This is a genomic window from Streptomyces sp. MMCC 100, assembly GCF_041538145.2.
Classification (GTDB): domain Bacteria; phylum Actinomycetota; class Actinomycetes; order Streptomycetales; family Streptomycetaceae; genus Streptomyces.
In genome coordinates, this window is the sequence record NZ_JBGORK020000001.1 from 4290210 (window position 1) to 4309092 (window position 18883).

Genomic DNA, 18883 nt, shown 5'->3' on the forward strand with positions numbered 1-18883 from the left:
GTCCGCCGCCCCGCCCGTTCAGTACAGCTTGTCGACGGCCGTGACCGTGGTGGCCCTGAAGCCGGCCACCCGGGCGTCCTCGAAGGAGCCCATCTGTCCCCACTGGACGACGGTGACGGTCCTGCCGTCCCGGCCGACCGAGAACAGGCCGATGTCCGTGGCTCCCCACTCGGTGACCGTGTGGACGCCGTAGACGTGGGCGCCTTCCTCCACGTCCAGCCGGCCGTAGTACTTCTGCGTGGCGGTGACGTCGGGGTTCTGCTCCATCACCTCGCGCGCGCAGTCGTCGAGGTCCGCGCGCAGCAGGGCGGCGAGCCGCTCGGCCCGCCGGGCGCTGCGCTCGACGACCGTGACCTGGAGGGCGCCGGTGTCGTACTCGGTCCAGTACCGGCGGTGGGAGGCGGTGGACGGCAGCGCGTCGCCCACGCACATCGGCGGCGGGTCGGGCTGCCCGGCGGCGACCGGCCCGGCGTACCAGTCGGAGGCGGGGTGCGGCGGCAGTTCGGACGGCTCCAGGAAGGCGGGCGTCCCGGAGTCCGGCGTCGCCGCGGTCCCCGGGACGGCGGCCACGGCGAGCGCGGCACCGGCCGCCAGTACGGTCACGGCGGCGCGGACACCTCGGTCACGGACATACATGTTTCCCCCATGGCGGTCGGATCGGGCCTTCGGTTCATCGGTGTCGTTCGGGTTTCCCTTTACGACACGACAGGACCGCCATGGGTTGCCCTCGCGTTCTCGTGTTCTCGCCGCCCTCGCGTTCTCTCCGCCTTCGTTCAGCCGGCCGCGTTGTCGGTGCGCATCCTCACCTGCTCCTCCAGGCGTCGCAGGCTGCCGTCGAGTGCCTCGGCCACCGTCCGCCGGCCCGGGTCGTGGCTGTCGTCGAAGAACGACAGGTGCACGGTGACCTCGCTGGCCCCGCTGTCGAGTCCGGCGACCTGGAGCCAGCCGGCGTAGCTGCCCTGCTCGCGGGTGCCCCACTCGAGCCGCAACTGCTCGGGCCGGGCGCTCAGCAGCGCCGAGGTGTCCTGGTCGGTGCGGTCCTCGTGCACGGTGACGGCGGGCGGCTCCTCCGGCTCCACGTGCAGGTCCCGGGGCAGCCAGGTCTCCAGCTGTCCGACGTTCGCGGCCTGGTCGAAGATCTGCTCGGGCAGGGCGGGCATGGTGCGGGAACGCTCGTACTCGGTCATGCGGCACCACTCCTCGGTGCTCGGGGTCGTACGTGGTGACGCGTGCCCCTTCTGACGGGAGCGAAGCACCGCACGGACGACCGGCCCGACGGGCGGGGCGGGGCGCGCGGTGCCAGACTGCTGGGCATCGCCCCCCGCCGCGGCGGGCTCCCGACGAGAGGAGACGAGGTGTCCACGTCGGATCCGGGCGACGCGGCGCTGCGGCGGTTCCTCGCCGATCCGGCCCACCTCACCCTGGACCTGCGCACCGCCACGGCGCGTTCCGCCAAGGCGCTGGGACTGCGGCACGCCGTCGTCTACCTCGTCGACCTCCAGCACGCCGCCTGGTCCCCCAGACGGCCGTGGCACCGGCGCTCCCCGTCGACGGTTCCCTGGCGGGCTGGGCGTACCGCACGCAGTCGCTGCGGGTGGAGGAGTCCGGGGCGGGCGGCGGCATCACCGCCTGGTTCCCGCTCCTCGACGGCGCGGAGCGGCTCGGCGTGCTGGCGGTCGACGAGACCGCTCTCACCGCGGCCTCGCTGACCCGCGGCCGGGCGCTCGCCTCGCTGCTCGCCATGGTGATCACGTCCAAGCGGTTGTACGAGGACTCCTTCGTGCGGCGCACCCGTACCGAGCGGATGCAACTGCCGGCCGAGTTGCTCCGGGCCCTGCTGCCGCCGCGCACCATCGGCGACGGCAACGTGGTGTCGACGGCCGTGCTCGAGCCGGCCTACGAGATCGGCGGCGACGCCTTCGACCACGCGCTCACCGACACGACACTGCACGTGGCCGTCCTGGACGCCATGGGGCACGACCTGGCCTCCGGGCTCACCACCACCGTCTCGCTGGCGGCCTGCCGCAATGCCCGGCGCACCGGCCTGCACCTGCCCGAACTCGTACGGAGCGTGGACGAGGCGCTGTCCAGCTGGCTCCCGGACAAGTTCTGCACGGCGGTGATCGCACAGCTGGACCTGGTCACCGGGGTGCTGCGCTGGGTCAACTGCGGTCACCCGGCGCCCATCCTCATCCGCGCCGGGCGGTTGATCATCGACGCCATGGAGCGTGACACCGACCCGCCCATGGGCATGCCCTCCCTGCTCACCTCGCAGCCCCGCCGGACGCACGAGATCGCGCTGGAGCCCGGGGACCGGGTGCTGATGTACACCGACGGTGTCGTGGAGGCCCAGACCCGGGAGGCCAAGCTGCTGGGCCTCGAACGCTTCGCCGACTACGTCATCCGGGCCACGGCCGGCGGAGAGCTGGCGCCGGAGTCGTTGCGCCGTCTGATCCACTCGATCCTGGCCATGCAGGACGGCCGGCTGCGGGACGACGCGACGCTGCTGATGTTCGAGTGGCGGCCGCCCCTGGAAGGCAGGCGGCCGCACCCGCGCACGCCGCCCGGCTGACGGCCGGCGGGACGGAGCGGGCCGGGACGGCGGCCCGCACCGGTGTCCGCCTCACACGGCGTGTCCTCGCGCGCGCAGCCAGGCGTGCACGGTGTCCTTGTCCGACGGTGTGATCCGGACGGGTCCTGCCACGTAGGGGCCCTCGTCCTCACTGAAGCCGGTGTCCGTCACCCTGGCGGTGACCCAGGTGGCCAGGTCCTGCGCGGCCCGTTCGGACAGCGCGCCCCGCTCCCATCCGTCACGGGCCTGTGCCGCGGCCTCGGCGTCGTGCCGTTCGGTCTCCGCCAGCCACGCCGCCACCAGCCGTTCCACGGTCCGGCGGCCGGCCGGGCCGGTCCCCTGTCGCATGTGCTCGTCGCTCATGCCGGCCGAGTGCCCACGATCCCCGCACGGCCCACCCGGCGACGGGCCGCGGTGTCGACGGTACGGCGCCGGGTACCCGGATCCGCAGGGGTGGACCGGTCCGTTCCGCCCCCGCGACGGCGACAGCCCGGGAAGGGGACAGCGATGAGGCAGCCCGCCGACGACCACGCCCACGGCAGGCGCGCCGGCGTGTCCGAGCTGCGCCCGGCCGCCGGGGAGCCGGGAGCCGGCCCCCGGCACGAGGCGCCTCACGAGGATCTCCCCCTCGACCGCAACCAGGCGATCCTCCAGGCCGCCAAGCAGGTGGGCTCGATCCTCAAGAAGGCGGAGCAGCCGTTCGCGCTGGCCGGCAGCGTCGCCGTGTACGCGCACGGCGGCACCCAGAACCTCCAGCACGACGTCGACTTCTGCATCCGGCCCGAGGACGCGGACGCCGTCGCCGCGACGCTGCGGGAAGCCGGGCTGGCGGTCTACACGCCGCCCGAGGACTGGCTGCTCAAGGCGGACTGCCTGGGACAGCAGGTCGACCTCATCTTCGAGCTGGCGCACGAGCCCGTCACCACGGGGCTGCTGGCCCGGGCCCAGGAACTGTCGGTCGACTCGGTGCTGATGCCGGTCCTGTCGCCGACCGATCTGCTGGGCGGTCTGCTGGCGGCCTTCTCGGAGCACCACTGCGACTTCGGTGCGGTGCTGCCGATCGCCCGCACCCTGCGCGAGAAGATCGACTGGGAGGCGCTGCGCCGCGACTGCGGCGACGACCCGATGCCCGCCGCGTTCTTCTTCATCCTCGAACGGCTGGAGATCATTCCCCCGGCCGGTCCTGCGGCCACCGCCTCGAAGGAGGAGCAGCCATGAGCGACCCCGTCGGACACCAAGGCCCCGCGGCGAGCGGCCCCGCCTCCGCGGACGGGGGCCCCGGGGCCCCCGAGAACGTCGAATACCGTGTGGCCCATCTTCAGGAGCGGCTCGCCGCGGAGGAGCTCGGTGAGCTCGGCGTACGGGCGGAGGTCCGGGCCGGGGCGATCGCGCTCACGGGTACGGTGCCCTCGGCGCAGTGCCGCGAGACCGTGCTGCGCGTCGCCCGCGAGGAGCTGGCCGGACTGACCGTGCACACGGACGTCGTGGTGGCGGAGGCCACCCGCCCCGACCGTGCGGAGGAGCTGTGATGATCCGCGTCGCCGCCGTCGGAGACATCCACATGGGGCCCGACAGCGAAGGGCTGCTGCGGCCCGCGTTCGAGACGCTGCCCGACTGTGCCGACCTGCTGCTGCTCGCCGGGGACCTCACCCGGCACGGCACACCGGAGGAGGCACGGGTGGTCGCCCGGGAGGTGCGCGACCTGCCGGTGCCGGTGGTGGCGGTCCTCGGCAACCACGACCACCACGACGAACAGCCCGAGAAGGTCACCGCCCTCCTCCGGGAGGCCGGTGTCAGAGTGCTGGAGGGCGAGGGAACCGTCGTGGAGTGTGCCGGCGGCCGGGTGGGGATCGCGGGCACCAAGGGGTTCGGCGGCGGGTTCGTCGGGCGCAGCGCGGGCGAGTTCGGTGAGCCGGTGATGAAGGAGTTCGTGCGGACCACACGCCGTTCGGCGGACAGTCTGCACGCCGCCCTGAAGGAGCTGGACGAGGAGGGCTGCGCGGCGCGGGTGGCGCTGACCCACTTCTCCCCCGTCGCCGACACGCTCGCCGGGGAGCCGCCGGAGATCCATCCGTTCCTCGGCAGCTATCTGCTGGCGGAGGCCATCGACACGGCCGGCGCCGACCTGGCCGTCCACGGCCACGCCCACCTGGGCTCGGAGCACGGGATGACGGCGGGCGGAGTCCGGGTGCGCAACGTGGCGCAGCCGGTCATCCGCCGGGCCTTCAACGTCTACCAGCTGGGCGCCGCCTGACCGTCCCCCGCCCGTCACCCGTCAGGTCTGTCCCGGGTCCTGCGTCGTACGCCCGAGGCAGGTGACGTCGGCGGGGTCGAGCCCCGCCGCGGCGATCTCGTGGAAGCCCAGCCGGTCGTAGAAGGCCCTGGCCGGTGTGTTGGCCGTCGCCATGACCAGGTGGACGGCCGGGACGCCGCGGTCCCGCAGGGCCCGCCAGAACGTCCGCATCAGGGTCCGGCCGTGGCCCTGTCCCTGCCAGGCGGGCAACAGGTCGATGTGCAGGTGGGCCGGGTACGCGGCCAGCTCGGGGACGATCATGCGCTCCGGGTCGTGCAGCAGCCCGGCCATGACCTCGTCCGGTGTGCCGGGCGGGCCCTGCGGTGCCGGGTAGCGGTCCGCGACCCGCGGCAGCCACTTCGCCCGGAACTCCTCGGCGAAGCGCGGTGTGTCCGCCGTACCGAGGATGTAGCCGACCGCACGGCCCTGGCCGTCGTCCAGCACGAAGGCCAGGTCCGGGTCGAGGTGGACGTAGGGGGTGGCGAAGATGACGGGCAGGACGGCGGGGTCGGCGTACACGGGCCGGCTGTCCCGGCCGTTGTGCGCGGTCCGGATGCAGATGTCGTCGAGGGCCGGGGCGTCGGCCGGGCGGTAGGGGCGTACGGAGGCAGTCGCTGTCACCGCAGCATCCTGCCTCGCTGGGAGCGCTCCCACAAGTGGTTCGCTTCGATCCCCCGTGCCCGGGTACCCGGCGGCCCGCGATGGGGCGGAACGACGGAACGTTGGAAGTTGGCTGGAGGCCGGCGATGGAGGATGCGACGGACCGGATCGCGCGGCCGTGGGGCGCCAGGGTGCCCTACGGGCGGCACGCGACCTGGCCGGCCCGGGTGGACACGTTTCTCGCGGACGGGGTGGCGCCCGGGGCGGTGCAGCGATGGGTGCAGTCCGCGTCCACCCTGCACTCGGACGGCGACGCGATGGACATCGCGGTGGCCGACGGCCGGATGGTGGGCGTGCGGGGCCGGGACGTGGACCGGGTCAACCGGGGCCGGCTCGGCCCGAAGGACCTGTTCGGCTGGCAGGCGAACGCCTCCCGTGACCGGCTGACCCAGCCGCTGGTGCGGCGCGACGGGCGGCTGGTGGAGACGGACTGGGACACGGCGATGGACCGGGTGGCCGCCCGCTCGCGCGAGCTGCTGGAGGAGCGGGGGCCGGGCTCGATCGGCTTCTACACCACCGGCCAGCTGTTCCTGGAGGAGTACTACACGCTCGCGGTCCTGGCCCGGGCCGGCATCGGCACCAACCACCTGGACGGCAACACCCGGTTGTGCACGTCGACGGCCGCGGAAGCGCTCAAGGAGACCTTCGGCTGCGACGGGCAGCCCGGCAGCTACGACGACTTCGACCACGCCGACGTGATCGCGCTGTTCGGCCACAACATCGCCGAGACCCAGCCCGTGCAGTGGATGCGGCTTCTCGACCGCTTCGAGGGGGCCGACCCGCCGCGCCTGCTGTGCGTGGACCCGCGCCCCACCCGCGTCGCCGAACACGCCGCCGTGCACCTCGCGCCGCGCGTCGGCACCAACGTCGCCCTGCTCAACGCCCTGCTGCACGAGACGATCCGGCACGAGTGGATCGACCGCGACTTCATCGCCGCGCACACCGTCGGCTTCGACGAGCTGGCCGCCCGGGTCGCCGACTGCACGCCGAAGTGGGCGGCGGAGATCTGCGACGTCCCCGCCGCCCGGATCGAGGAGGCGGCCGAACTCGTCGGCACCACCGACTCGTTGGTCTCCACCGTCCTCCAGGGTGTCTACCAGTCCCACCAGGCCACCGCCGCAGCCGTCCAGGTCAACAACCTGCACCTGATCCGCGGCATGCTGGGCCGGCCCGGCGCCGGCCTCCTCCAGATGAACGGCCAGCCCACCGCCCAGAACACCCGCGAGTGCGGCGCCGACGGCGACCTGCCGGGCTTCCGCAACTGGCAGAACGACGCGCACGTGGCCGACCTGGCCCGGGTGTGGAACGTCGAGCCGCAGACCATCCCGCACTTCGCGCCGCCGACCCACGCGATGCAGATCTTCCGGTACGCCGAGCAGGGCTCGCTCCGGATGCTGTGGATCAGCGGCACCAACCCGGCCGTCTCGATGCCCGAACTGTCGCGCATCCGCTCGATCCTGACGCAGGACAGGCTGTTCACGGTCGTACAGGACCTGTACCTGACGGAGACGGCGCAACTGGCCGACGTGGTCCTGCCCGCCGCCACCTGGGGCGAGAAGACCGGCGCGCTCACCAACGCGGACCGCACGGTGCACCTGTCCCGGAAGGCGGTGGAGCCGCCCGGCGAGGCCAAGCCCGACCTGGACATCTTCCTGGACTACGCACGGCGCATGGACTTCCGGGACAAGGACGGCGGCCCGCTGATCACCTGGGACGATCCCGAGTCGGCGTTCGAGGCGTGGAAGCGGTGCAGCGCGGGCCGCCCCTGCGACTACACGGGCCTGTCCTACGCCCTGCTGCGCGACACCAGCGGCATCCAGTGGCCCTGCGACGAGCGGAACCCGGAGGGCACCGCGCGGCTCTACACGGACGGCATCTCCTGGGCCCACCCCGATGTGTGCGAGAGCTACGGCAAGGACCTGGAGACCGGAGCGTCGCAGGAGGTCGTGGAGTACCGCTCCCTCAACCCGGACGGCAGGGCGATGCTGAAGGCCGCCGCCTATCTGCCGCCGCACGAGGAGCCGGACGAGGAGTACCCGTTCCAGCTCACGACGGGGCGGACGATCTACCACTTCCACACCCGTACGAAGACCGGGCGCGCGCCCCAGCTCAACGACGCCGCTCCCGACGTGTGGGTGGAGATCTCCACCCGGGACGCGGAACGGCTCGGCCTGGGCGAGGGCGATCTGGTGGAGGTCACCAGCAGGCGCGGCGCCCTGCGCGGGCGGCTGCGGGTGACCGGCATCCGCACGGGGCTGCTGTTCGTGCCGTTCCACTACGGCTACTGGGACACCGAGGGCGGGTCGGGGCCGGGACCGGACACTCCCGGGCGGGCCGCGAACGAGACGACCATCACCGACTGGGACCCGGCCTCCAAGCAGCCGCTGTTCAAGACGGGCACGGCCGCGCTCGCCCTCGTGGAACGCGGGGACGGCCGGCCCTCCCCGGCACCCACCACCACCGCGTCGGCACCGGCCGCCGCCGGCGTCGCCCCGCCCACCTCGGGCGGACCGGCGGCGCACACGACACAGCAGGAACCCACCGAGTTCCCGCACGGCCACGAGGAAGGCGCCCGGTGAACGGCATCACCCTGACCCTGCGCACCCTGCACCGCGGCGAGCGGCACCTGGCGCACGACCTGGTGACCGTCGCCGAGCGGCACCGCACCGAGCACGAGGTCCACCACGTCGCCACCGACATCGCCCGCTGGTCCCGCGAGCACGTGCGGCGGATCGCCGAGGTCGCCGCGGAGCACGGCGTGAAGCTGGGCGAGGGGCCGGACCACTCTGCGGACGGCGTCTTCGCGACGCTGCGGAAGAAGGCGTCCGAGGCGGTCGTGCACCGGCCGGAGCCGGGCCTGCTGCTCCTGCGCGACCTGCGGGAGCTGCACGTCGCCGCGGCGGAGAACTCACTGCACTGGGAGATGCTGGCCCAGGCCGCCCAGGCGTCGAAGGACAGCGGGCTGCTGGCGCTCGCCTCCTCCTGTCACCCGCAGACACTGCGCCAGATGCGCTGGACCAACACCATGATCAAGAACTTGTCGCCCCAGATCCTCACCAGCCTGTGACCTGCGTGTTCCCCGTCCGGTGCGGTACCGGAGAGCACCGGTGCCGCACCGGACGCCGAATGGCGCGGGCCGCCCGGAGCACCTGATGATCCCAGTGGGGCACACCCCCGCTGATGACCCCGTTGACACCCCCTCGGAGAGAGCGAGACAGCGTCATGAGTCTTCTGCGTCTGGCCGGCCGGCCGATGCTCGCCTCGATGTTCGTAGCGGGCGGCCTGCACTCGCTGCGCAGGCCGCAGGACGTGGCACCGGCGGCCGAGCCGATCGCGCGGCCGGTGGCCGACCGCGTACCGGTGCTGCCGGACAGCACCGAGCAACTCGTACGGCTCAACGGCGCCGTGCACATGGTGGGCGGCATCATGCTCGGGCTCGGCCGCTGTCCGCGGCTGGCCGCGCTGGCCCTCGCGGCGACGCTGGTCCCCACCACGCTGGCGGCACACCGGTACTGGGAGGCGGAGGACCCCTCCGACCGCGCCCAGCAGCGCATCCACTTCCTGAAGAACCTGTCCATGATGGGCGGGCTGCTGATCGCCGCCGACGACACGGGCAGCGCGCCCTCGTTGCTGTGGCGCGGCCGGCACGCCGCCAAGGACCTCCGGCACGACGCCCACTTGGTGCGCCGTTCGGTGCGGTCCGCCGCCGGCCCCGTGGCGCGGGCGGGCGGTGTCCGGGCCAAGCTGGGGGCGTGAACCGGGCGTTAGCGCACCGCGCAAGGGGGGACCCGGTCGTCCGTATGCCCGTGGCGGGTCGGTCCCGTAGCCGCCACAACACTCTGGAGGTGGAACATGGGACACGGAGGAAACGTCATCGACGAGCTGACGACCGATCACCGTGAGGTCGAGGAGCTCTTCGGCAAGATCGAGGCACTGCCGTCCGGTCACAAGGACCGCAAGCTGTACGCCGATCAGGCCACGATCGAGCTGGTCCGGCACTCGGTGGCGGAGGAGGCGTATCTGTACCCGGCTGTCCGTGAGCACGTGGCGAACGGCGGCGCCCTCGCGGACAAGGAGCTCGAGGACCACGCCGGCGCCGAGCAGATCATGAAGGACCTGGAGGGCTGCGCGGCGGACGACGCCGAGTTCGACCGGTTGATCGGCAAGCTGATGAGCGAGATCCGTGAGCACGTCGCCGACGAGGAGGGCAACCTCTTCCCCAGGCTCCGCGAGGCGTGCCCAGCGGACGCCCTGGACCAGTTGGGCGACAAGGTCCGTCAGGCGAAGAAGACGGCGCCGACCCGACCGCACCCGTCCTCCCCGGACAAGCCGCCGATGAACAAGCTGCTCGCCCCTGGTGCGGGCATGGTCGACCGGGTGCGGGACGCGCTGTCGGGGCGGGGCAAGTCCGACTGAGCGGCCACCGCCGGCTCAACGTGCGAGGGGCCCGTCGCCACGGCGACGGGCCCCTCGCACGCGCTCGCACGCGCCGCGCCGGGCGACGCGCGCGCTCACGCCCACCACTGCCCCGTCCGCCCCTGCGCCGTCTCCCCGGTCGCCGTCGGGACCGGATCGGGCCGTCCACGGAGGGCGGCGACGGTGCGTTCCAGGCCGTCCTGCCAGGTCACGCTCGGCAGCCAGCCGAAGATCTCGCGGGCGAAGCCGGTGACCGGCCGGGGCTGGGTGGGCCCGTCCCCGGTGTCCTCGACGAACGTCAGCGGCGAGTCGGAGCCGGTCAGCTCGATCACCAGCCTGGCGATCTCCGCGGCGGAGGGCTCCTCGTCGCCGCCGATGTCCACGGGCCGCACCGAACGGCCGGCCGCGACCAGCAGTACGCCGTCCACCATGTCGTCGACGTAGCACAGGGGATGCGTCCGGCTGCCGTCCCCGGGGACGGTGACCGGCCGCCCGGCCAGGGCCTGCTCGATGGCGGCGGCCGGCGTCCCTGCCCCGTCCGTCCGCATGCCGGGCCCGTAGCCGGTGAACAGCCGGACGATCCCGGCGTTCGAGCCGTGGGCGCCCGCGTGGGCGGCGACCAGGGCCTCGGCGAACCGGACGGCCTCGGCGCAGGCGCTGTGGGGCCGGACCGGGTCGGCGTCGTCGGGTACGTCGCCGACCCGGGTGTCGGGGCACACCGGCGGCGAGGAGGCGAGCAGGAACCGGGCCCCGTCCCGGCCGGCGACGGCCAGGGCGGTACGGGTGCCCAGGCTGCCGGCGTCGAGGACGTCCACGGGCCGCTCCGGCCAGGCGGCCGGGGCCGCGGGCCCCGCCAGGTGCAGGACCAGGTCGTAGGGGCCGGGGAGCGCGTCCGCGCAGCCGGGTTCGGAGATGTCCCGTTCCAGGAAGCGGAAGCCGGGGCGGCCCGCCAGGTGGGCCACCTTCTCGGCACGTCCCGTGGAGAGGTTGTCCAGGCAGTCGACCTCGGCGCCCGCGTCGAGCAGCCGGGTGCACAGGTGGGAGCCGAGGAATCCGGCACCTCCGGTCACCAGGACACGGTCCCAGGGCGCGCGGGACTCCCCCCGTGGACTGAACGCCGCCATCGGCATCATGAGGACGACCTTTCTCCCTCGGCGAGGCGCTGACGGAGCGCCGGTGTGCCCTCACGGAGCACTCACCGTGCGCTCACGGAGCGCTGAAGAGCGTGCCCCGAGTGCCCCACCGAGGCGCTCACATGCTCCGCTGCCCGCCGTCGGAACCACTCCCTGGACCGCTCCCCTGGACCACTCCCCTGGACCGCTCCCCTGGACCGCTCCCCGTGACCACGGTCACGGCCGACGGGTCCCGCGCCGGGGTGCCGGGCGCTGTGGTCAAGGGCTGTGATCAAGCACACTCGGTTCGCCAAGTGCGGTCAGGGCAGCGGCGATTGGTCCTCCCGGGCAGCGGGCGGGAACGCGGACCGGCGAAGACTGGCCGGTCCCTTCTGCCACGATGGTCGGCGCCGTCTCCGGCTCAGTGGAACGGCCGCGCAGCGCAGCCGGCCCTCTCGTTCCCGTCCGTATCCCCTTCCGGGTCCCCCGACCCGCCTTCGAGTGGCGCCCTGTGTCTTCTTCCTCCGTCTCCGCCCCGCCGCCTCCCGCCCCCGTGCCGTCCGGGTCCGCGACCACCTCGCCGTGGCGCTCCCTGAGGTACCGCAGCATGCGCTGGTGGTCGGTCGCGAACTTCGTGTCCAACGCCGGTACGTGGATGCAGCTCACCGTGCAGAACCTGCTGGTCCTGCAGATCACCGGGTCCGCCGCCGCGACGGGCCTGTCCATGTCCGTCCAGGCCGCGCCCGCGCTGCTGATCAGCGTGTTCGGCGGTGCGGCCGTCGACCGCTGGCCGCGCAGGCTGACCGCCGCGGTCAGCCAGGCGCTGCTCGGAACGGTCGCGTTCGTGACCGCGCTCATGGTGGCGCTGGACCGGCTCGACCTGACCTCCCTGATGGTGCTGGCCGCCGTCACCGGCGTCATCGCCACCGTCGACGGCCCGGCGTGCTCCCTGCTGGGCAACGATCTCGTCCCGCGCGAGGACGTACCGTCCGCCATCGGCGTGGGCGCGCTGGTGCACCAGGCGGGCCGGCTCACCGGCGCCGCGCTCGCCGGCGTGACGGTCGGCTTCCTCGGCACGGCCGCGGCGTACGCCGCCAACGGGCTGTCGTTCCTGTTCGTGGCCTCGGTCATCCCCTTCCTGCGACCGGCGCGCGGTGCGGTCGGGCCCGTGGCGGCGGCGAAGGACCGCGGTACGCGGGACACCATGAGCGTGCGCGAGGGCCTGGCCTTCTTCGCCCGCCGTCCCCGGCTGCTGGCGCTGGCCGGTGTCACCGGGGTCAGCGCCGTCTTCGGTCGCAACTACCAGCTGACCCTGGCCGTACTGGTCACCGGGCCGCTCGCGGGCGGCGCGGGGTCGTTCGGCACGGTTTCCACGGTGCTGGCGGTCGGCGGCATCGTCGGTGCCGTCCTCGGTGCCCGGCTGCGCCGCCCCTCGGTACGGGTGGTGGGCGCGCTGGCGGCGGCGGGCGGGCTGCTCCAGGTGGTGGCGGGCATGTCGCCGTCGCTGGCCGTGCTGCTGGTCATGGTGCTGCCGATGGCCGTCGTGGAGTCCGTCTCCGACACCGCCGGCACGGCGGTGCTGCAGACCGACCCGCCCGCGCACATGCGGGGCCGGGTGCTCGGGGTGTGGGGCAGCATCGGCACGGTGTGGGGCCTGGGCGGGCCGCCCGCGCTGGGCCTCCTGATGGAGCTGGCCGGCGCCCGCGGCGCCCTGATCGCAGGCGGGCTGATCATCGCCGGCACGATCGGTGCGGGCCACCTGCTGCGCGAGCGCCGGACCGCGGTGCCGCGGCTGTCACCGGTGGCGAACCTGGAGACGGCTGCCTGAGGCCCGCCGGTGTCCGCGCGGGTGCCCCGCCCCGCAGCCGGGCGGGCGCCGCCCGCCCCCGGCCCGGCGCGGATCAGGCGACGAGGGCCTGGCCCGGGTCCAGCCGGGTCACGAGCTGGGCGTGGTGCAGGGCCGCGACGGGGGCGACGAGGTCCGGGTGGCGCAGCAGAGCCGCCGCCCGGCGGTCGGCCTCGTCGGGTGCGAGCAGGCGGCGGAACTCCGCGGGCGTCCCGGCCGAGGGACCGCCCCCGGCCAGCGCGGCCACGGCCGGCCCGGCGAGCGCCGGGTCGGTCAGCAGACAGGCCGCCCAGCTGGCGACGACCTCGTCCACCCAGGTCCGCCAGGCGTCCGCGTCCGGGTCGGCGGGCGTCGCGCCGTCGGCGCCGGTGATCCAGTCGAGCCGGGCGGCGCCTCCGGGGCCCGCGACGCCCAGCAGCGCCACGTCCATCGGCGTGGGGTAGCGCAGCCGGGCCGCGACCGTCACGGCCTGCCGGGCCTGCACCTCGCACAGGGCGCCGGCCAGCGCGCCACCGGACGCCGGATAGGCGCGGACGAGCCACTGCGCGGTCGCCGCGATGACGGGGGAGAGATCTGTGTGCACTGCCGGGCCGTCCGAACTGCTCGTCGTGGGGAACACGGGTCCGTGAGAACGGTAGCCCGCGGCGTACCGCGCGGGACATGGCCCGGGTCTCGCCCGCGGCGTGGCCTCGGCCACACCACGTCCTGCGCACCTCGTCCCCGCCCCGGGTGCGACCCTGTATCCCGTTCGCCGATCACCGGGTTCCCGCCCGGCTCACCGGTGTGGAGGAGAAGTCCTGAGTACCGCCGTCCTCTCCGAGGCCGTCCCCCTCGTCCTGCTGCTGGGCGTCCTGGCCTTCGCCGTGCTGCGTCCCCGGGGGCTGCCGGAGGCGGTGGCCGCCGTGCCCGCCGCCGCGCTGGTGCTGGCGCTCGGCGCGGTCACCCCGCGCGAGGCGTGGGAGCAGACCCGTACCCTGCTGCCGGTCGTCGCCTTCCTCGCGCTGGTGCTGATGCTGGCGTACCTGTGCGCGAAGGAGGGCCTGTTCGAGGCCGTCGGCGCGGCCGTGGCCCGCCGGTGCGGGGGCAGCCCGCACCGGCTGCTGGCGGGGGTGTTCGCCGTGGCCTGCGCGGTGACGGCCGTGCTGAGTCTGGACGCCACCGCCGTCCTGCTCACCCCCGTGGTCCTCGCCACCGCATCCCGGGCCGGGGCCCGGGCCCGCCCGCACGTGTACGCGACGGCTCACCTGGCGAACTCCGCCTCGCTGCTCCTGCCGGTCTCCAACCTGACCAACCTGCTGGCGTTCACGGCCAGTGGGCTGACGTTCACCCGGTTCGCCGCGCTGATGGCGCTGCCCTGGCTGGCCGCGATCGCCGTCGAGTACGCCGTCTTCCGCCGCTTCTTCCGCGCGGACCTGGCCGAGCCCGTGTCCGTCGCGCCCGCGCGCGTCGGCCCCGTACCGGTCGCTCCCGCACGCGTCCGCCCCGTGCCCGCGAAGGCGCCGGGCGCCGCCGGAGCCGGGCCGACCGTGCCGGCCACGCCGCCCGCGCCCGCGGTGCCCCGTTTCACCGTGATCGTCGTGGCCCTCACCCTGGCCGGGTTCGCCCTGGCGTCGCCGGCCGGGGTGGACCCCGCCTGGGCGGCGCTCGGCGGCGTACTGGTGCTCGGGGTGCGGGCGCTGGCCCGGCGCCATGTCACGCCCCGGGAGATGGCGGGCGCCGCCGCGCCGCTGTTCTGCCTGTTCGTACTGGCCCTCGGCGTCGTGGTGCAGGCGGTGGTGGCGGACGGCCCGGCCAGGGGGCTGGGGCGGCTGCTGCCCGACGGGGACTCGCTGCCGGCGCTGCTGGGGGTGGCGGCGGTCGCCGCGCTGCTGGCCAACCTCGTCAACAACCTGCCGGCCGTGCTCGCCCTGCTCCCCCTGGCCGCGCCCGCCGGCCCCGCCCAGGTCCTCGCCGTGCTGATCGGTGTGAACCTGGGTCCCAACCTGACCTACGTCGGTTCGCTGGCGACCCTGCTGTGGCGGCGCATCCTGCACCGGCACGGCCTCGAGGTGGAGCTGGGCCGCTTCACCCGGCTGGGGCTGCTCACCGTGCCGGCCACGGTCGCCGCCTCGACGGTGGCCCTGTGGTTGGCACTGCGCCTCGTCGGCACCTGACGCCCGCGGCGCGGGCCCCGTGCCGGGCGCCCGCTCACTGGGTCGCGACGACGATGCAGCGCCTCAGTTCCGCCACGGCCCGGGAATCGCCCTCGACGCTCACGCCGCCGTCCCCGCCGTCGCCCGCCCGGTTCCAGAGCGACCTGAGCACGCTCTCCGGGGAGCCGCTCAGCGTCACGTCGGCCGTGCCGTCGCCCGCGCCGTCCGTGACGGTGAACTCCCCCGGACCGGTCCGCACCCGCCACGCCGCGTCGTCACCGGCCCGCACCAGGAACGTACGCCCCGGCGAGCCGTCCAGGATCCCGGCGAAGTAGTCGCCCCACTCGGCCACGGCGTACGTGGCGAACACCTCGAGCAGTTCGTCGACCCCGTCGACCGCGAGGTCGTCCGGTACGGGGGTGACGGGCCGTCCGGTGGCGAGTTCGGCGTCGATGCGGTGGACGACGGTCTCCTGCGCCATCCGCCGGATCCAGAAGCCGACGCTCTGGTCGGGGCCGTACCAGGTACCGGCCGGGTCCCCGGGGGCGCGGGTGGCGAACTCGGCGCGCAGCGCGGTGCAGCCCCGGTCGAGCAGCGCCGTCGGCGCCTCGTCCGCGAACTCCTTCGGCGGCCAGGGATCGGGCTCGGCCCCGTCGCGCATGGCGGCGGCCTTGTGCAGGTAGACCTCGCCGACGTGGCGAGTCAGATCGGCGACGGTCCAGCCGGGGCAGGCCGGCACCGGGGCGTCGGCGTCGGTCTCGACGACGGCCCGCAGCCGGTCGTGGTCGGCCGCGAGGCAGTCGAGGAATCGCTTGTACTCCATGACTCCGAGCCAAACACACGTTCAGACCTGGGGTGCGGCGTTTCCGCGTGCTCCGCGTTCTGGCACCCTCGCGCCGGACCCACGTTCCCGCACCTTTCGCGCGGGGTCCGCGCTCACCAGGCCGGGCTGGGGACCGCGGGACGGCGGACCGCCTCGGCCGCGTCCCGCAGGTGCAGCGCGACGGTGATCAGGGCGCGCAGTGCGGAGGGCCGCAGGCTCTGGGCGCTCTCGGCGGCCAGCACCAGCAGACAGCCCGCGGCCTGCTCGACGACCGGCACGGAGAACGCGAAGTCGTCGCCGTCGGCCCCGCGGAACGCGCGCCACGGCGTGGCGGCACCGTCGATGGCCTTGTGCACCGCCTGCTCGAGGTGCTGTGCGGCCTGCCGGCACACGGGGGCGGGCAGGGTGATCGTGCGATGAAACGCTGAACTGGTCATAGTCCCATTGCTCCCCCGCGCCCGGGGTGTCCGATCGGCATACCCGGCGCTTTTCACCGGGTCGGCGGCAGGAAACCCCGGCACGCCGCCGGTCGGCCGTGGCGTGGACCCGACTCGGCGGTGGGGTGGTCCTAGGCTCGTGGTCATGTGTCCCGCCAGCTCTTCGTCGGCCGTCGCGGCCCGGTTCACCGGTCGGGCGGTGACCGGCGAGCGCCCGCTGTCCGGTGCGCTCACCGAAGTCGACCTCGACGACGGCCGCTCGGTGGTGGTCAAGGCCGCGGACGGCCCCGGTGCGGCGCGGGCCGAGGCCGCGGGGCTGCGCTGGCTGGCGGACGCGGGCACGGTGCGGGTCCCGGTGGTGCACGGCGTGGACGAGAGCCGGCTGGTTTCCGACCGCGTGGCGCAGGGGCCGTCGAGCGCCCGCGCGGCGGTGCGGTTCGGCCGGGACCTGGCCGAACTGCACGCCGCCGGGGCGCCGGCGTTCGGTGCCGCGCCGCCCGGCGGGCCCGAGGACGCCTTCATCGGGCTCGCCCCGATGCGCAACGTCACCGGGGACGACTGGCCCCGCTGGTACGCCGCGCATCGCGTGCTGCCGTATCTGCGCCGCGCGGTCGACGCCGGCACCGTCCGGGCGGGCGAGGCGGCCGACGTCGAGCGGGTCTGCGAGCGGCTGCCCGAACTGGCGGGACCCGCGGAGCCGCCTGCCCGGCTGCACGGGGACCTGTGGAACGGCAACGTGCTGTGGGGCGCCGACGGGCACGTCCACCTGATCGACCCGGCCGCGCACGGCGGGCACCGGGAGACCGACCTGGCGATGCTGCGGCTCTTCGGCTGTCCGCACCTGGACCGGATCCTGGCGGGTTACGAGGGGGCGGCGCCGCTCGCCGACGGCTGGGCCGGCCGGGTCGGCGTGCACCAGCTCTTCCCGCTGCTGGTGCACGCCGTGCTGTTCGGACGCGGTTACGCCGAGCAGGCCGTCGCGGCGGCGCGCGCGGCGCTGCGGCACGCGGGATGAGCCGCGCCGTACGGCGTGGTCGCTCCGGACACGTAATGTCCCATCGGGTCACATGTCTCATTGGGACACTTCCAGGTGTACGCTCGGAGGCATGACGGCGACGAAGCCCTCCCCCGCCACCGAGGACCGGCGGCAGCGCAAGGCGCGGCAGACCCGCGACGCGCTGGCCACCGCCGCCTGCGACCTGCTCCTGGAGCGCGGCTCGGCGGCGACCACGGTGGAGGCGATCGCCGAGCGCGCGGACGTCACGCGCCGCACGTTCAGCCGGCACTTCGCCGGCAAGGAGGACGCGGCGCTCGACTTCGTCCGCCGGGACGGCGACCGGATCAACGCGCTGCTGCGCTCCCGCCCCGCCGAGGAGCCGCCCCTGCTCGCCTATCGCAGGGCCGTGCGGGAGTGGCTGGCCGACCGGGAGGACCCGGCCTGGCACGTGCGTCCGCGGATGCGCCGCCTGCTGGCCCTGGCCGACACCGAGCCCGAGCTGTTCGCCGCCTACCAGCGCATCCGGGTCGACGCCCAGGAGGAGTCGATCCGCATCGTCGCCGGCCGGCTCGGCAGCGACGACGCCCGGGACGTGCGCCCGGCCGCCGTCGTCGACGCCGCCGCCGGAGTCCTGATCGCCGCCCTGCGCCTGTGGGCGCGCGGCGGTGAGCGGGATTCGGGAGCCGCAGACCTCGCCGCCCTCGTGGAGCGGGCCTACGACGCCCTGACCTCGGAGGCCGCGGCCGCGACCCCCGACAGCACCACCGAAGAGTGAGAAGAGCACCATGAGCACCACCGGCACCACCCCCGCCACCATCGAGTACGCCGCCGAGTTCGCCGGACGTACCGCCCTCGTCACCGGCGCCGCCTCCGGCATCGGACTGGCCACCGCCCGCCGACTCGGTGCCGGCGGCGCGAACGTCGTCGTCGCCGACTTCAACGCCGAGGGCGCCGAGAAGGCCGTCGCCGAGCTCACGGCGCAGGGCGTCCGCGCCGCCGCCGTCGAGCTGGACGTGACCCGTCCGGAGTCCGTCGAGGCGGCCGTCAGGTTCACCGTCGACACGTACGGCACCCTGGACCTCGCCGTGAACAACGCCGGCATCGGCGGCCCCAGCGCCCCGACCGGCGAGTACGACGTGGAGGCCTACCAGCGCGTCGTGCACACCAACCTCGACGGCGTCTTCTACTCGATGCGCTACGAACTGCCCGCCATCCTGGCCGCGGGCCGGGGCGGCTCCATCGTCAACGTCGCCTCCATCCTCGGCTCGGTCGGCTTCGCCGGCTCCCCCGCCTACGTCGCCGCCAAGCACGGCGTGGTCGGGCTGACCAAGGCGGCCGCCGCCGAGTACGCCGCCCAGGGCGTCCGGATCAACGCGGTCGGTCCGGGCTTCATCGACACCCCGCTGCTGAAGACCATGGACGAGGCGGCCTACAACGGCCTGGTCGCCCTGCACCCGGCCGGCCGCCTCGGACGCTCCGAGGAGGTCGCCGAGCTGATCGCCTTCCTGCTCTCGGAGCGCGCGTCCTTCGTCGCAGGCAGCTATCACCTGGTCGACGGCGCCTACACCGCCGTCTGACCACCGGTCGCACAACCA

21 protein-coding genes are annotated in these 18883 nt (G+C 74.4%); 13 read left to right on the forward strand and 8 right to left on the reverse strand.

Annotated features, from left to right (window positions below):
* Positions 1-18: 18 nt before the first annotated feature.
* Entirely contained in the window at positions 19-636 is a 618-nt protein-coding gene (locus ABS735_RS19985; protein WP_373903044.1) for a hypothetical protein, read from the reverse strand.
* A gap of 137 nt (positions 637-773) precedes the next feature.
* Positions 774-1187, reverse strand: coding sequence for an SRPBCC family protein (locus tag ABS735_RS19990; RefSeq protein WP_373903043.1), 414 nt, complete (start codon positions 1185-1187; stop codon positions 774-776).
* Positions 1188-1528: 341 nt separating this feature from the next.
* On the opposite strand from ABS735_RS19990, the gene ABS735_RS19995 reads away from it, so the two are divergent.
* Positions 1529-2572, forward strand: coding sequence for a PP2C family protein-serine/threonine phosphatase (locus ABS735_RS19995; protein WP_373903042.1), 1044 nt, complete (start codon positions 1529-1531; stop codon positions 2570-2572).
* 51 nt (positions 2573-2623) lie between these two features.
* On the opposite strand, the gene ABS735_RS20000 is transcribed toward ABS735_RS19995, so the two are convergent.
* Positions 2624-2935, reverse strand: a complete 312-nt coding sequence (locus tag ABS735_RS20000; protein WP_373903041.1) for a hypothetical protein — start codon at positions 2933-2935, stop codon at positions 2624-2626.
* 144 nt (positions 2936-3079) lie between these two features.
* Between ABS735_RS20000 and ABS735_RS20005 the strand changes: the two genes are divergently transcribed.
* Genes ABS735_RS20005 through ABS735_RS20015 form a run of 3 tightly spaced genes read left to right on the forward strand, consistent with a single transcriptional unit; the run spans position 3080 to position 4826 of the window.
* A complete protein-coding gene (locus ABS735_RS20005; protein ID WP_373903040.1) occupies positions 3080-3790 on the forward strand; it encodes a nucleotidyltransferase family protein in 711 nt (236 codons plus the stop codon).
* Positions 3787-4101: a BON domain-containing protein gene (locus tag ABS735_RS20010; RefSeq protein ID WP_373903039.1), complete on the forward strand. Its 315-nt coding sequence runs from the start codon at positions 3787-3789 to the stop codon at positions 4099-4101. The genes ABS735_RS20005 and ABS735_RS20010 overlap by 4 nt, the downstream gene beginning before the upstream one ends.
* On the forward strand, positions 4101-4826 hold the full coding sequence (locus tag ABS735_RS20015) for a metallophosphoesterase family protein (RefSeq protein ID WP_373903038.1): 726 nt from the start codon (positions 4101-4103) through the stop codon (positions 4824-4826). The genes ABS735_RS20010 and ABS735_RS20015 overlap by 1 nt, the downstream gene beginning before the upstream one ends.
* A 21-nt stretch (positions 4827-4847) precedes the next feature.
* On the opposite strand, the gene ABS735_RS20020 is transcribed toward ABS735_RS20015, so the two are convergent.
* The gene (locus ABS735_RS20020) at positions 4848-5486 is read right to left on the reverse strand and encodes a GNAT family N-acetyltransferase (RefSeq protein WP_373903037.1); all 639 of its coding nucleotides are present in this window, start codon (positions 5484-5486) and stop codon (positions 4848-4850) included.
* A gap of 125 nt (positions 5487-5611) precedes the next feature.
* Here ABS735_RS20020 and ABS735_RS20025 point away from each other — a divergent pair, with 125 nt between their 5' ends.
* The 4 genes from ABS735_RS20025 (at position 5612) to ABS735_RS20040 (ending at position 9941) form a co-directional block, all read left to right on the forward strand.
* Positions 5612-8104, forward strand: a complete 2493-nt coding sequence (locus ABS735_RS20025) for a molybdopterin oxidoreductase family protein (RefSeq protein ID WP_373903036.1) — start codon at positions 5612-5614, stop codon at positions 8102-8104.
* On the forward strand, positions 8101-8592 hold the full coding sequence (locus ABS735_RS20030) for a hypothetical protein (protein WP_373903034.1): 492 nt from the start codon (positions 8101-8103) through the stop codon (positions 8590-8592). The genes ABS735_RS20025 and ABS735_RS20030 overlap by 4 nt, the downstream gene beginning before the upstream one ends.
* 155 nt (positions 8593-8747) lie before the next feature.
* Positions 8748-9281, forward strand: coding sequence for a DoxX family protein (locus ABS735_RS20035; protein ID WP_373903033.1), 534 nt, complete (start codon positions 8748-8750; stop codon positions 9279-9281).
* Between the two features lie 96 nt (positions 9282-9377).
* Positions 9378-9941 (forward strand): hemerythrin domain-containing protein, encoded by a 564-nt coding sequence (locus ABS735_RS20040; RefSeq protein WP_373903032.1) that lies wholly within the window; start codon positions 9378-9380, stop codon positions 9939-9941.
* Positions 9942-10036: 95 nt separating this feature from the next.
* On the opposite strand, the gene ABS735_RS20045 is transcribed toward ABS735_RS20040, so the two are convergent.
* Complete coding sequence (locus ABS735_RS20045; protein WP_373903031.1) at positions 10037-11074, reverse strand: NAD-dependent epimerase/dehydratase family protein; 1038 nt, start codon at positions 11072-11074, stop codon at positions 10037-10039.
* Between the two features lie 586 nt (positions 11075-11660).
* Here ABS735_RS20045 and ABS735_RS20050 point away from each other — a divergent pair.
* Positions 11661-12881: an MFS transporter gene (locus ABS735_RS20050; protein WP_373903030.1), complete on the forward strand. Its 1221-nt coding sequence runs from the start codon at positions 11661-11663 to the stop codon at positions 12879-12881.
* Between the two features lie 73 nt (positions 12882-12954).
* On the opposite strand, the gene ABS735_RS20055 is transcribed toward ABS735_RS20050, so the two are convergent.
* Entirely contained in the window at positions 12955-13482 is a 528-nt protein-coding gene (locus tag ABS735_RS20055) for a hypothetical protein (protein ID WP_373903029.1), read from the reverse strand.
* A gap of 214 nt (positions 13483-13696) precedes the next feature.
* Between ABS735_RS20055 and ABS735_RS20060 the strand changes: the two genes are divergently transcribed.
* On the forward strand, positions 13697-15052 hold the full coding sequence (locus tag ABS735_RS20060) for an SLC13 family permease (protein ID WP_373903420.1): 1356 nt from the start codon (positions 13697-13699) through the stop codon (positions 15050-15052).
* A gap of 34 nt (positions 15053-15086) precedes the next feature.
* Here the strand turns inward: ABS735_RS20060 and ABS735_RS20065 are convergent, their stop codons facing one another.
* Both ABS735_RS20065 and ABS735_RS20070 read right to left on the reverse strand, forming a co-directional pair.
* Positions 15087-15854, reverse strand: a complete 768-nt coding sequence (locus ABS735_RS20065; RefSeq protein WP_373903028.1) for a maleylpyruvate isomerase family mycothiol-dependent enzyme — start codon at positions 15852-15854, stop codon at positions 15087-15089.
* A 113-nt stretch (positions 15855-15967) separates the two neighbouring features.
* Positions 15968-16291, reverse strand: coding sequence for a hypothetical protein (locus ABS735_RS20070; protein ID WP_061446364.1), 324 nt, complete (start codon positions 16289-16291; stop codon positions 15968-15970).
* Positions 16292-16436: 145 nt separating this feature from the next.
* On the opposite strand from ABS735_RS20070, the gene ABS735_RS20075 reads away from it, so the two are divergent.
* The 3 genes from ABS735_RS20075 (at position 16437) to ABS735_RS20085 (ending at position 18865) form a co-directional block, all read left to right on the forward strand.
* Entirely contained in the window at positions 16437-17306 is an 870-nt protein-coding gene (locus ABS735_RS20075) for a fructosamine kinase family protein (protein WP_373903027.1), read from the forward strand.
* 91 nt (positions 17307-17397) lie between these two features.
* The gene (locus ABS735_RS20080) at positions 17398-18063 is read left to right on the forward strand and encodes a TetR/AcrR family transcriptional regulator (RefSeq protein ID WP_373903026.1); all 666 of its coding nucleotides are present in this window, start codon (positions 17398-17400) and stop codon (positions 18061-18063) included.
* A gap of 10 nt (positions 18064-18073) precedes the next feature.
* Positions 18074-18865: an SDR family NAD(P)-dependent oxidoreductase gene (locus ABS735_RS20085; protein ID WP_373903025.1), complete on the forward strand. Its 792-nt coding sequence runs from the start codon at positions 18074-18076 to the stop codon at positions 18863-18865.
* Positions 18866-18883: the final 18 nt, after the last annotated feature.

Coding starts and splice junctions, on each gene's coding strand:
- ABS735_RS19985 (WP_373903044.1), bottom strand. CDS start 636: ATGTATGTCCGTGACCGAGGTGTCCGCGCCGCCGTGACCGTACTGGCG.
- ABS735_RS19990 (WP_373903043.1), bottom strand. CDS start 1,187: ATGACCGAGTACGAGCGTTCCCGCACCATGCCCGCCCTGCCCGAGCAG.
- ABS735_RS20000 (WP_373903041.1), bottom strand. CDS start 2,935: ATGAGCGACGAGCACATGCGACAGGGGACCGGCCCGGCCGGCCGCCGG.
- ABS735_RS20005 (WP_373903040.1), top strand. CDS start 3,080: ATGAGGCAGCCCGCCGACGACCACGCCCACGGCAGGCGCGCCGGCGTG.
- ABS735_RS20010 (WP_373903039.1), top strand. CDS start 3,787: ATGAGCGACCCCGTCGGACACCAAGGCCCCGCGGCGAGCGGCCCCGCC.
- ABS735_RS20015 (WP_373903038.1), top strand. CDS start 4,101: ATGATCCGCGTCGCCGCCGTCGGAGACATCCACATGGGGCCCGACAGC.
- ABS735_RS20025 (WP_373903036.1), top strand. CDS start 5,612: ATGGAGGATGCGACGGACCGGATCGCGCGGCCGTGGGGCGCCAGGGTG.
- ABS735_RS20035 (WP_373903033.1), top strand. CDS start 8,748: ATGAGTCTTCTGCGTCTGGCCGGCCGGCCGATGCTCGCCTCGATGTTC.
- ABS735_RS20040 (WP_373903032.1), top strand. CDS start 9,378: ATGGGACACGGAGGAAACGTCATCGACGAGCTGACGACCGATCACCGT.
- ABS735_RS20045 (WP_373903031.1), bottom strand. CDS start 11,074: ATGATGCCGATGGCGGCGTTCAGTCCACGGGGGGAGTCCCGCGCGCCC.
- ABS735_RS20050 (WP_373903030.1), top strand. CDS start 11,661: ATGCGCTGGTGGTCGGTCGCGAACTTCGTGTCCAACGCCGGTACGTGG.
- ABS735_RS20065 (WP_373903028.1), bottom strand. CDS start 15,854: ATGGAGTACAAGCGATTCCTCGACTGCCTCGCGGCCGACCACGACCGG.
- ABS735_RS20070 (WP_061446364.1), bottom strand. CDS start 16,291: ATGACCAGTTCAGCGTTTCATCGCACGATCACCCTGCCCGCCCCCGTG.
- ABS735_RS20075 (WP_373903027.1), top strand. CDS start 16,437: ATGTGTCCCGCCAGCTCTTCGTCGGCCGTCGCGGCCCGGTTCACCGGT.
- ABS735_RS20080 (WP_373903026.1), top strand. CDS start 17,398: ATGACGGCGACGAAGCCCTCCCCCGCCACCGAGGACCGGCGGCAGCGC.
- ABS735_RS20085 (WP_373903025.1), top strand. CDS start 18,074: ATGAGCACCACCGGCACCACCCCCGCCACCATCGAGTACGCCGCCGAG.